The following is a 12,005-nucleotide window of genomic DNA, read 5'->3' as shown; positions in this document are numbered from 1 at the left end:
CGCATTGTGACCACGCCGTTACCCACACCCGGTGCGGCCGGGACCGCTGCCGAGTTCGTCGCCCTGCTGCGCACCATGAAGGTCCGTTCCGGCCTCTCCTACCGGGCGTTGGAACGCGAAGCGCGCAAGGCCGGCGAACACCTTCCGGTGAGCACCCTCGCCAGCGCGCTCAACCGGGCCTCCTTGCCGGGCAAGGACATCGTGGTGGCCCTGGTCCGGGCGTGCGGCGGTGACCCCGCCACGGTGAAGGAATGGGTCGAGGCGCGCTGCGCACTGGCGCTCCGGGAAGGTCACGCACCCACGACGGACGACCCCGGACCGGCCGCGGACCGACCGGCCGGCACCATCGGATCCGGCCTTCAGGAACGGGACCCGGCGATCGGGCGGCAGTTCGTCCCGTGCCTGCTGCCGGCGGACCATTCCCTCTTCGTCGGCCGGGACCACGAGCTGAACGAAGCCTCACGTCTGCTCGGCCAGGAGAGACCTGGGCCGGTGACCCTGGTGGTCACCGGCCCCGCCGGTGTCGGAAAGACGGCCTTCGCCGTGCACGCGGGTCATCTGCTCGCCCCCCGCTTCCCCGACGGCCAGCTCTACGTGGACCTGCGGGGTTTCGGCGACGAGCCGGCCGAGCCGTTCACCGTCCTGGGCGCGTTCCTCCGCGCCCTCGGCGTACGCGGGGGCGCCGTACCCCCGGAGCTGCCCGGCAGGATCGACCTCTACCGCACCGTGCTGGCCCAGCGGAAGACACTGGTCGTTCTGGACAACGCGGCCGACGCCCAGCAGGTGAACGACCTCCTGCCCAACGGCACGCGCTGCGCAACCATCGTCACCAGCAGAACCACCCTGGCGGACCTGGGCGGTCGCCGGCTCTCCCTGGGCGTTCTGGACTCCGCGACAGGGCTCGCACTGCTGCGCGAGATGCTGGGACCCGACCGCACCGCCGCCGAGTTCGACTCCGCCCGCTCCATCGTGGAAACCTGCGACGGCCTCCCCCTGGCGGTCTGGGTCGCCGGGGCGCGCCTGGCCGCACGGCCGCACTGGCCACTGGCCAAAGTCGCCCGCGCCCTCGCCGACGAACAGCGCAAACTCGACGAACTGGCAGTCGGTCACATCGCCGTACGGGCCAGCCTCGAACTCACCTACCGGGCGATGGCAGCCGGAACACGGCACGCGCTGCGGATGCTCGCGCTGCTGCCCGGACCCGACTTCGGGGCCTGGGCCCTGGCGGCGCTGCTGGACGTGGACCTGGCGCGCGCGGAGAACGTGCTCGACGACTTGGTCGAGGTCCACCTGGTGGGCGTCAGGTCGGTCGGCACCACCGGCTTCCGCTATCAGCTGCACGACCTGGTGCGACTGCTGGGCCGGGAGCGAGCGGAACAGGAGGACTCGCCACAGGACCGCACTGCCGCGCTCACCCGGCTGCTCGGAGCGAGCCTGCACCTCGCCGACCTCGCGGCGGAAACGCTCAGCGTCGACTTCCAGGGCATCTCACAGACCGACCTGGCGTCCTGGCGGCTCTCCACCACGGACGTCGAGCAACTGTTCGTCGACCCGATGGCGTGGTTCAACGAGGAACGCCAGTTCCTCATCGACGTGGCGGACCAAGCACTCGACCGGTCGGACATCGCACCGGCGGCCGGGCTGGCGACAGCGCTGACGACGCTCTTCCAGGTCGGCAGCCACTTCGACGACTGGGAGCGGCTCCAAGGACGCGGGCTCAAGGCGGCGCTGGCCGTCGGCGACAGACGCACGGCCTCCCAGCTCCACCGCTGCCTCGGCGAGCTCACCACCATCCTCGACCGGTACCCGGAGGCGCTGGAGCACTTCGAACAGGCACTGCTCCTCGCCGAGGGGATGGGGCCGACCTACCGGGCCAGCGCCATGGCCGGACTGGCGTACGTCCACCGCCTGCTCGGCCAGTACTCCTCAGCCGTGCGTCACTTCGAGAAGGCCGCCGACCTGGCCCGATCGGCGGAAAACATCAACTGCCTCGTCTACGCGACCAACGGCATCGGCGTCATCGACCTCGAACAGGGCCGTGTCGAGGCGGCCATGGAACGCTTCACCGAGTGCCTGCAAGCGAGCCGGAGCGGGGGCTACCGGCCCGGCGAGGCCCAAGCCTTGCGCTGCCTGGGACAAAGCCACCGCGCACGCGGCGCCTATCCGCTCGCCGCCGACTCCTTCCGGCTGGCCGCCTCGATCAGCGAGGACCTCGGCGACCGGCTCGGCGCCACCCACGCGACCTGCTGGCTCGGAGACGTACTGGTGCGCCTCGGCGAACACCGGGAAGGGCGTCGGTCGCTGGCCCGGAGCCTGTGGGCCTACCGCGAATTCGGCAATCTGTGGGGCGAGGCGGCAACCCTCTACGCCCTTGCCGAGGCCCAGCTGGCCGTCGGCCGCCCCACGCACGCCCGCCGGCGCGCCGAGGCCGCTGTCAGGCTGTGGCGGCGCATCGGTGCCCAGACCTGGCTGGCCGTGGGCCTGGACACCCTGGCCAAGGCACACGAGTTGGCCGGCGATCACGCGGCAGCAGCCGAGGCCGAGCAGGCCGCCGCACAGGCACGCTCCCCCCGGAACACCTCCGGTGCGTGAACGCCCGGGCCTGCACCGGCGATCGCCCTCACACGCCACCGCATCGGCGGCTTGTTCTCGACGGTTCGCTACAGCACCTTCTTCGCCATACTGCTGTACATGAGAGTGGCTCTGTTAACCGCTGGTTCGCGTGGTGACGTTGCTCCCTACACCGGGCTGGGGCACGCCCTGGAGCGGGCCGGGCACCGGGTCACCCTGGTCACCCATGCCCGGTTCCGGCCTCTTGCCGAGGACGCGGGCATGGGCTTCCACCCGCTGCCGGTGGACCCTCGGGCGGAGCTGGACAGTGCCCGAGGACGCGCACTGAAACGCAGCGCCAACGATGCGGTACAGCGGGCCCGGGCCTTCGCGCTCGCCCGGCAGGGCGCGGGACGGATGGCGGACGGCTTCCTGTCGGCCGCACAGGAGGCCGACGCCCTCCTCGTGTCGAGCTCGCTGCAGTTGGTCGGGCACACCCTCGCCGAGGGGCTCGGACTGCCCGCCATGGGCGTCTACCTCCAACCCCTCCATGCCACCCGCGAGTTCGCCCCGAGCGTGATGAGCACCCGCTCCTGGGGCCCGGCCGGCAACCGGATCGCCGCACAGGCCGTGAACGTCGCCATCGACGCCGTCTACTCCGGCACCGCCCGCACCCTGCGGGCCCGCCTCGGCCTGCCGCCCCGCAGCACCCGCGCCGCCCGCCGCACCCGCGAACGCCGGCGCTGGCCCGTCCGGCACGGCTTCAGCCCGCTCGTCGTCCCCCGCCCGCGCGACTGGCGCCCGGAGCTGACCGTCGACGGCTACTGGTGGCAGCACGACCCGCCCGGCGCCGGACTGCCCCCGCACGTCGAGGACTTCCTGGCCGCCGGCCCACCGCCCGTCTTCGTCGGACTGGGCAGCATCCCCGTGCCCGACCCGGCCAGGCTGGGCGTGACCGTGGTGAGGGCCCTGCGCGCGGCCGGACTGCGCGGGGTGATCCAGCGCGGCTGGAGCGGCCTGGAGGCCGACGGCGACGACATGCTCACCGTCGACGAGCTCCCGCACGCCGCGCTCTTCCCCCGGACCGCCGCCGTGGTGCACCACGCAGGGGCGGGCACCACGGCGGCGGCCCTGCGCGCGGGCGTGCCCGCCGTGCCGCTTCCCCTCCAGCTCGACACCGGCTTCTGGGCCGCCCGCCTCACCACCCTGGGTGTAGCGCCCCCGGCCGTACCACTGCGCCACATCACCGCGCACGCCCTGACCGCCGCCCTGCTGCGCGTCACCACCGACCCGTCCTACCGGGAACGGGCCCGTGTCCTGGGCGCCCGTATCCGTGCGGAGGACGGGACGGCCCCGGTCATCGCCGCCGTGGACCGGCTGGCCCGCGCCTGAGGCGCCCGGCCGGCGTGCGCGCCCCCACTGCCCCCGTCCCGGCGGCACGGGCCGATACTGAGGTGATGAACGGTCCTTCCTCCGTGCTGCCCCGGTTCAGGGACCCGCAGCTCACCTCGTACACCTTCCTCACGTCCGTCCTCGTACGCTGTCCGCGCTGCGCCGCCCCGGCCCGCTGCCCGAGGCGGCGCAGGACGGCACACCCGTGGCCGCCGGGCAGCGGCGGGTGCTCTGCCCGGGCTGCGGGCTGTCCCGGCGGGCCGGGCGGGGGCCCGTGTTCCGCTACGGGCCGGGCCCTGCAGTGGACCCCTGGTTCGGCCTTCCCCTGTGGCTGCAGGCCCGGACCCGGCACGGCGTGCTGTGGGCCTACAACCTTGAGCACCTGGATCTCATCCGGAGGTTCGTGGCGGCGTCGCTGCGCGAACGTGCCCCCTGGTACGAGACGGGGCGGAAGATGACGGCCGTGGCCCGCCTGCCGGCATGGGTCCAGCGCGCGGGCCACCGAGACGAGGTCCTCCGCGCCATCGACCGGGCCCGGCGTTCGCTACTGCACTGAACAGCCGCCGCCCCTGACGCTGTCGGAACCGTCATGAAGGGCACCAGATGAAGATCGTGATACCGGGCGGAACAGGCCAGGTCGGAACGATACTGCGCCGCGCTCTGACGACCGCCGGCCATGAGGTCGTCATCCTCACCCGCCACCCGGCGCAACCCGGCGACGTCCGCTGGGACGGCCGGAGCCCCGGCCCCTGGACGCAGGAGCTCGACGGCAGCGACGCCGTGATCAATCTGGCCGGGCGCAGCGTCAGCTGCCGCTACACCGACGACAACCTCCGGGAGATGATGGACTCCCGCGTGGAGTCCGCCCGCGCCGTCGGCGAGGCCATTGCGGCCGCCCGCCGTCCGCCCCGCGTCTGGCTCCAGATGAGCACCGCCACCATCTACGCCCACCGCTACGACGCCCCCAACGACGAGCGGACCGGCGTCATCGGCGGCAGCGAAGCCGGCGTGCCGGGCTACTGGGCCTTCAGCGTCGACATCGCCCGGAGGTGGGAACAGGCACAACGGGACGCCGCGACCCCGGACACCCGGAAGGTCGCCCTGCGCTCCGCCATGGTGATGAGCCCGGACCGCGGCGGCGTCTTCGACGTCCTTCTGTGGCTCGCCAGGCTCGGCCTGGGCGGGCCCGTGGCAGGCGGCGCGCAGTACATCTCCTGGATCCACGACCACGACTTCGTGCGCGCGGTCGAGTTCCTGATTGACAGGCAGGACCTCACCGGAGCGGTCAATCTCGCGGCCCCCGGCCCCCTTCCGCAGCGAGCGTTCATGCGCATCCTGCGCAGGACCTGGGGCATGCCGATCGGTCTGCCGGCGACGAAGTGGATGGCCGCGACCGGTGCCTTCGCCCTGCGCTCCGACACCGAACTGCTCCTCAAAAGCCGTCGCGTCGTTCCGGGACGCCTGACGGAATCCGGCTTCGCTTTCCGGTACGAGCAGTGGCACCACGCCGCCCCCGACCTCGTACGCCGCGTCCGCCGCCGGTGAAGGCCGCCCCGCACGTCGCGCCTTACGGGCGGGGGGCGGGATAGTGCAGGTCGGGTGCGAGTTCTTCCCACGGACGGTTGCGGAGGGTCTCGCAGGTCTTGGTGGCAGCGGTGTCGGCGCCGACCGTGGCCGGCGTCCCGCCGTCGGGGCTGAACGCGCCCCCCCGTCATGGCGCTGGTATGCCCGCCGAACCAGCTGGCGCCGAAGGCGGCGTAGGCGCTGAGGAGACTGCCGCGGGCCTCGGGGGTGGGCGACTGGCGGTAACCGGCCGGCGCTGTGAGCATGGCCGCCTCGGGCTGCCGCTGCAGCAGTGCCCGCGCGCGCGGACCGCAAGCTGGCGGGAAGCGGCGACTTTGCGCTCGTGCTGGGCCGTGAGACGCGTGCTGCGGAACTCAGACCGGCAGCACGGTCAGCGTCACTGGTCTGCTTCCGGCGTGGGAAGAAGCGGGAGAAACCGTCTCAGGGCGGGCGTCCCAGCCGCGTCGGGGGCCACCCACAGGTGGTCAAGGCCGGGCCCGTGATCACTAGGGCTGATGAACATATCGCCGTCAGTCTCACCAGCGGCTTTTCATACACAAGACTCTTCCTTGCCAGAGTTTTTGCCCTGGCTTTCCCCCACCAGCATGGAGAGAACCATGAGCATGCGTAACGCCGCCGCCGTGACCGTGATGGCCGCCGCCGCCCTCGGCGCAGGGGCCACCGCCGCCGTCGCCGACGGTGCCCAGGGCGCCGCCACCAAGTCGCCGGGCGTGGCCGCCGGCAACGTCGTCCAGGTCGCTCCGCACGTCTCCCCGAACGTCGGAGGAAACACGGTCTCGGTCGTCGGCGTCGCCAACTCCTCGTACGGCAACGTGCTCGTCAACAAGTAACGCGCGTCCTGGTTCCAGCCGCCGAGGACGCAGCGGGTGAGGCACCGCACCCGCACCCGGCCGCGTGTTCCGCCCCCTCCCGCACGGGGGCGGGACACGCGGCCTCCTGGTGTCGGCCGCCGTGACGGGAGGCGCAGCATCGGGGCGTCCGGCGGGCGGTTCTCCGGCGCGGGCGCGGATGCCCCGTACGAACGGATCGGCTTCAGCTGCCGTTTCCGGCGGTTCGGCGCTGCCGGGCGCGGTGGGCGAGCGCATCGAGGATGCGTTGCCACGCCGGTGATACCTCGGCGATCCGGGAAGAGACCAGCTTCAGGTACCCAGGCCGGCTGCCGTCCCGTTCGTGTTCGATCTCCCAGGCGTCCAGGTCGTCGATGAGCCGGTCCAGGCGTGGATCGTGCGGATCCCAGTCCACCGATTGATCACAGGCGAGATACAGCCGCATCGTCTCGGGGTCGTCGAAGCCGGCGTTCTTCTCCCGTATCCGCTGCGGCATGGCGCCCGGATCCAGTGCCTGCATCAGGATCCACGCGTCGCGCTCCAGCCGCACCCTCCGTTCGCTGATGCCGAGGTCGCGCATCCGGTCCAGGACGGCGACCACCTCGGGGGGCAGGAAAAGCTTTTCACCGCCGGACAATTCGGCGATCCGGCGGCGGTAATCGGTGAGCTGGTCGATCTTGCGCTGCAATGCGGCGTCGATGTCGGTCATGGCGGAGGCGAACTCGGCCGGCTGTGCATGCAGCAGCGCGTCGATACGGGCCAGCGGAACACCGGCATCGGCGAGGGTCCTGATCCGGATGAGATCCACCGCCGCTTGCGCGCTGTAGCGGCGGTAGCCGGAGGCATCGCGCTCGGGCTCGGGCAGGAGGCCGACGTGGTGGTAGTGCCGAACGGTGCGCACGGTCACCCCCGCGGTCGCCGCGAGCCGGCCGATCGTGAGCACCGTCCTCCTCAGGTCTTCCTCGGGTCTGCGTGGAACGCGATGGTTCCCGAGTCTAGGGGCGAGCCGCCCGGTCGACGACGTCGCGGATCGCCTGGACCACGGCATCGGGGCGGTCGAAGCAGAGCCGGTGGTGGAGGGTGTCGGAGAGGATGCGTTGTTCCCCGCGCGAGACCGCGCCCACCAGGGCCGCGTCCATTCGCGTCCTGCCGTCGTGTATCTCCTGCCATGTCCGCCCCGACATCAGCGCCTGCTGGGCGGGGTCGGTACCCACCACGGTGAGAGCGATCATCGGGACGTCAGGAACGTTCGGCCCGGCCTGCAGTTCCGTGGCGAGTCCGGCCAATGTGCCGCGCTCGGCGATGCCGACGCGGATCCATTCGTCACTCTCATGGGCATCGATCAGCGGTTGCCGCACGTGCTCCGGGTAGTCCGCGAGCAACTCGCCGCGCATCTCGCGCAGAGCCGGGCGCATCCGGTGGAGTTGCTCCAGACCGGGCCCCATCTGCTCGCAGGCGGCGAGATGCATCGCGGGCGGCAGGAACGTGTCCCAGTCGCGCTGAAGGGCGTCCAGCCAGACCAGTCCCGCCACGTCCTGCGGGTACAACTGTGCGAACCGGTGTGCATAGAGGCCGCCGAGGGAGTGGGGCACGAGGACGTACGGTGCGGCGATGCTCTGGGCGCGCAGCAGCTCGTGCAGTTCCCTGGCGACAGCGGCGGCCGTACGCGGCAGCGGGAGGAGGTCGCTGTAACCGGTGCCGCCGCGGTCGTACACCACAGCGGTGCTGAACCGCGCAACCTCTTGCTGGACACCGAAATAGTCCAGGCCGACCGCGCTGGCGCCCGGCAGGAACACGACGGCCGGTCCGCCGCTGCCCGACCGATGCACGAAAACGCGGCGGTCGTCGATCTCCTGGAACCCTCCGACCGGCGGAGCGAGCCGCTCCGGGGACGTGCTGTTGTTCGTCATGCGACAAGGCTCCAACCTTGACGCAGGGTCAGGGTCAAACCGTGCCGGAGCCACGTTCGGGTGTACGGGGGGACCCACCGGCATTGCGGTCTGCCGCCGGGCGCGGAAGATGGGTCTCATGGCGGTTCATGTCATCGTCGACGCGGCCACCGAGCCCCCGGACGACACGGCTGTCGGTCACCAGATGCCCCGGAAGGCTCAAGGTGAGCGAGCATGAGGAACTCGGCATGCCCGTAGCAAACGGCGAGGTTCCGGTATTGATCGTCGGCGGCGGGCCGGTCGGGCTCACCGCCCGAGCGCTCCTGGCACGCTGGGGCGTGCGGGCATTGCTGGTCGAGAAACACAGCGAGCTGTCGCCCTTTCCCCGGTCCCGGCTGCTCAATGTGCGCTCGATGGAGATCTACCGCCAGCTCGGGCTCGCCGCCAGGATCAAGGCCAATGCCTTCAGGCCGGAATACGGCCGCATCCGCTTCCGCGACACCCTCCACGGCCACGACTTCGCCACAGCCGCGATGACCGGGATCAATGCGCCGGTACCCGAAAGCCCCGTGATCGGCGCGGTCACCTCGCAGGACCGGCTGGAACCCACTCTGCTCGCCGCAACGGACGCACCCATGCGGTTCGGGGTCGAGCTCATCGACCTGACCGAGGAAGCCGAGAGCGTCGTGGCCGTGCTCGTCGACCACACGAGCGGTGAAGAGACCCGCGTCCGTGCCCGGTACGTACTCGCCACCGACGGCGCGAACTCCACCGTCCGGCAACGGCTGCGGATCGACACCACCGGCCCCGGAGCCATGGGGGGCTTCACCACCGTCGTGTTCGACGCCGACCTCAACCACTGGTGCGCCCACCAGCCCGCCGGCGTCTACTTCACCGCGCACGGCCTGTTCGCCCCGCTCTACCCCGAAGGAGGCTGGGCCTGGTTCGTTCCGACCCCCGAGGACGCTGCGCGCGCCGACTGGCCCGGCCTCGTCACGCGCGCTCTCGGCCCCGGTGCCGAGGTGCAGGCCGACGTGTTGCGGGTCCAGCACTGGGTGATGAACGCGTTCGTCGCCGAACGCTTCCGCCACGGCCGGATCCTGCTGGCCGGCGATGCCGCGCACGCGATCCCCATCGTCGGCGGCATGGGCATGAACGCCGGCATCGCCGACGCGCACAACCTGTGCTGGAAACTGGCGGGTGTTCTCCACGGGTGGGCCGGAGGAGACCTGCTGAAGACCTACGAGACCGAACGACACCCCGTCGCCCACCGGACCCTCCGCCAGGCCGTCGCCAACACCCGACTCATGGTCCGCGTACACGACCAGCGCCGCGACCAGCTGCGAGCCGGCAGCGGAGCAACACCGCCCCCGATGGAACTTCCCTGGTCGGAGCGGTACTTCGCCCAACTCGGTCTTGTGCTCGGCGTCACCTACCACTCCGACGCCGTCCTCGCCGACGACAGCACCCCGACCGAGCCGTCCGACGCAGGCACGGACTATGTCCCCACCGCACAGCCGGGGCATCGCATGCCCCACCTCTGGCTCTCGCGCAACCGCTCCACGCTCGACGCCCTCGGCGAATGGTTCACGCTGCTCACCCCGGACCCCACTCACTGGGAGCGGCAGACCACCGCACCATGGCCGGTGCGCATCGAGGCCCTTCCCGGCGAGCACGCCGAACTCTGGGGCCTTCGTCCGCGCGGGGCACTGCTCGTCCGGCCTGACGGCCACATCGGCGCCCGGTGGAGCGACGGCCCACCGAGCGGCTCCTCGCTCCCTCAGGCTCTCACCGCACTCACCCGCCCAGCGCCCACCTGAGCCCTGGGCGGGCAGGTCCTCACGGCTCGACCGTGAACGGCGTCTCGGCGCGCAGGTCGCTGACGAAGCCGTCCTTGACCACGCGCATCCAATAGGCGTGCGTGCGCTCCGCGGGCGGGATGTCGCGATGACGCTCCAGCTTGCGGTCCATGGAGGTAGCACCACCCGGGACGTCCCGCTGGAACGTGTAGGGGTGCCATATGCCGACCTCGCTGCTGTAGAAGGGCTTGCGCTCCATCAGCATGACCTGGTCCGGGGCGCCCTCCACGGGCTTCCAGGTGACACGGACGGTGGCCGCGTCGAGGCGGTCGACGGCCGTCAGCGCCGGTGCCTTCGGGATCGCCGAGGAGGCGGCGGGCTTGAGGTAGTCGCTGCGGATCGTCCGAGGCACGGACGGGTCGTAACCCTCGGGATTCCCCAGCTTCCCCGTGACGCGGAGCGCGGAGGGTGCCTGGCCCTGGCCGCCCGCACACGCGTCCACCTGGACGACCTTGAGCCAGCCGCCGGAGAACCTCACGAAGTCCTCCTTCTGGATCGGCAGCTCGCGGGTGCCGGCGCCGATGACCCCGCTCACGGAGTAGACGTAGCGGGAGTCGTCGGTGCGGACCACCTGGTAGCTGCACCGGTCCACGGCCGCGGCGCGCGCGTCGATCGCCGGCTGGAGCGAAGCCGGCGCGCCGTCGGCGGATCTGAGGGGAGTGACGGGACCCGTGGACGCTGCTGTGGCGGCGCCCGCGCCCGAGGCGAGGGCTCCGAGACTCAGTGCGCACGTGGCGACGGCGGTGGCGATACGAGAAGGCATGCGTCCTCCGGTGACATCAACGGCTCACGGGGCCGGGATCACCGACCCGGGCCCGGACGCTACCGGCAACTCGCGGTCAAGAAGAAGTCAAATACAGGTAAAGCAAAGGTTTTGCGTCAACTTTCCTCAGTGGACGACCGCGGTGCCGGCCGACGGTGACTGCGCAAGCACAGTGTCCGGGAGTCGGGCGGACGGCGTGGGAGGTCGGTGACGATGGCGTGAAACCGCGCATCGGGCCGCAAATCCGCTTATCCCACATTCCATCCTTTGGAGGGACAACGGCCACCCTGCAGCGCTACCCGTGGAATTCTGGCTCCCAGCACTGCGCTGGCGGTTCACGAAGCGCGAGCACACACGGCGAGAACCGGGGGGCCTTCCGTGAGAGCGACGACAGCTGTGCGCTGCATCCCAGGCGACCACACCCGAACGCCCCGGCGGGCCCCGGGGGCATCGTGACCCTCGTCCTTCAGCCGTGGGTGTCCACGACGCGCGCCGAGCACGGCATGGTGCTCCTCAACGAAGCGACCGGGCGCTACTGGCAGTTGAACGGCACCGCAGCCCTCGTCCTCGGCACACTGCTCGACGGCGCGCCCCAGCAGGAGGCCGCCCGTCGGCTCGCCGAACGATATCCGCACGTCGACGCGGAGCAGGCGGCGCACGACGTGGCGACCCTGGTCGCCTCCCTGCGCCGGGCCCGCCTGGTGATGACGGCATGAGCCAGCCCATGATCCCGGCCACCCCGGCAGGCATCGCCTTCCGCCACCGGCTCCCCGCCCTCCTGGCGGTCGGCCTCGCCCGCCTGATCGTCCAGCTGCCGCCCCGCCGTATCCGCCGCGTACTGGCCCTGCTGCGACGCGGCGCCGGGCCGGCCGCCGCCGCACAGGCGCTCGCAGCCCGTCAGGCGGTGGTCGCCGTCAGCGCCCGCTGTGCGGGGGAGGGCTGCCTGCAACGCTCCGTCGCGACCGCAGTGTTGTGCCGGATGCGCGGCGCATGGCCCGACTGGTGCACGGGCGTGAGGACAGAGCCGTTCCGTGCGCACGCCTGGGTCGAGGTCGGCGGGGAGCCGGTCGGCGAGCCCTTCCCGGCCGGGTACTACAGCCGGATCATGGTCGTGCCGAGCGTGACCCGGCAGCGGTCGTGA

At 71.6% G+C, this 12,005-nt stretch carries 11 protein-coding genes; 8 read left to right on the top strand and 3 right to left on the bottom strand.

Translation table 11 applies throughout. The features are described 5' to 3' along the window. Nucleotides 1-6: 6 nt before the first annotated feature. The 5 genes from LE181_RS02875 (at nucleotide 7) to LE181_RS02855 (ending at nucleotide 6,356) form a co-directional block, all read left to right on the top strand. Nucleotides 7-2,592, top strand: a complete 2,586-nt coding sequence (locus tag LE181_RS02875; RefSeq protein ID WP_225659282.1) for an ATP-binding protein — start codon at nucleotides 7-9, stop codon at nucleotides 2,590-2,592. Between the two features lie 99 nt (nucleotides 2,593-2,691). Then, on the top strand, nucleotides 2,692-3,942 hold the full coding sequence (locus LE181_RS02870; protein WP_225659281.1) for a glycosyltransferase: 1,251 nt from the start codon (nucleotides 2,692-2,694) through the stop codon (nucleotides 3,940-3,942). Between the two features lie 205 nt (nucleotides 3,943-4,147). Beyond that, nucleotides 4,148-4,498 (top strand): hypothetical protein, encoded by a 351-nt coding sequence (locus LE181_RS02865; protein WP_443742917.1) that lies wholly within the window; start codon nucleotides 4,148-4,150, stop codon nucleotides 4,496-4,498. Between the two features lie 47 nt (nucleotides 4,499-4,545). Continuing rightward, entirely contained in the window at nucleotides 4,546-5,487 is a 942-nt protein-coding gene (locus LE181_RS02860; RefSeq protein ID WP_225659280.1) for a TIGR01777 family oxidoreductase, read from the top strand. A gap of 635 nt (nucleotides 5,488-6,122) precedes the next feature. Next, a complete protein-coding gene (locus tag LE181_RS02855) occupies nucleotides 6,123-6,356 on the top strand; it encodes a chaplin (protein WP_225659279.1) in 234 nt (77 codons plus the stop codon). Between the two features lie 202 nt (nucleotides 6,357-6,558). Here LE181_RS02855 and LE181_RS02850 read toward each other — a convergent pair whose 3' ends face one another. Both LE181_RS02850 and LE181_RS02845 read right to left on the bottom strand, forming a co-directional pair. Continuing rightward, nucleotides 6,559-7,296: a MerR family transcriptional regulator gene (locus tag LE181_RS02850; RefSeq protein WP_225659278.1), complete on the bottom strand. Its 738-nt coding sequence runs from the start codon at nucleotides 7,294-7,296 to the stop codon at nucleotides 6,559-6,561. Between the two features lie 52 nt (nucleotides 7,297-7,348). Next, complete coding sequence (locus LE181_RS02845; RefSeq protein ID WP_225659277.1) at nucleotides 7,349-8,263, bottom strand: alpha/beta fold hydrolase; 915 nt, start codon at nucleotides 8,261-8,263, stop codon at nucleotides 7,349-7,351. 227 nt (nucleotides 8,264-8,490) lie between these two features. On the opposite strand from LE181_RS02845, the gene LE181_RS02840 reads away from it, so the two are divergent. Then, on the top strand, nucleotides 8,491-10,062 hold the full coding sequence (locus LE181_RS02840; protein WP_225659276.1) for an FAD-dependent monooxygenase: 1,572 nt from the start codon (nucleotides 8,491-8,493) through the stop codon (nucleotides 10,060-10,062). A gap of 19 nt (nucleotides 10,063-10,081) precedes the next feature. Here the strand turns inward: LE181_RS02840 and LE181_RS02835 are convergent, their stop codons facing one another. Further along, nucleotides 10,082-10,864, bottom strand: coding sequence for a hypothetical protein (locus LE181_RS02835; protein WP_225659275.1), 783 nt, complete (start codon nucleotides 10,862-10,864; stop codon nucleotides 10,082-10,084). 452 nt (nucleotides 10,865-11,316) lie between these two features. On the opposite strand from LE181_RS02835, the gene LE181_RS02830 reads away from it, so the two are divergent. Next, nucleotides 11,317-11,580 (top strand): lasso peptide biosynthesis PqqD family chaperone, encoded by a 264-nt coding sequence (locus LE181_RS02830; RefSeq protein WP_225659274.1) that lies wholly within the window; start codon nucleotides 11,317-11,319, stop codon nucleotides 11,578-11,580. Next, nucleotides 11,577-12,005, top strand: a complete 429-nt coding sequence (locus tag LE181_RS02825; RefSeq protein WP_225659273.1) for a lasso peptide biosynthesis B2 protein — start codon at nucleotides 11,577-11,579, stop codon at nucleotides 12,003-12,005. The genes LE181_RS02830 and LE181_RS02825 overlap by 4 nt, the downstream gene beginning before the upstream one ends.

It is taken from the genome of Streptomyces sichuanensis (genome assembly GCF_020328095.1).
Taxonomy (GTDB): Bacteria; Actinomycetota; Actinomycetes; order Streptomycetales; family Streptomycetaceae; genus Streptomyces; species Streptomyces cinnamoneus.
This window is presented reverse-complemented; position numbering and strand designations above follow the sequence as displayed.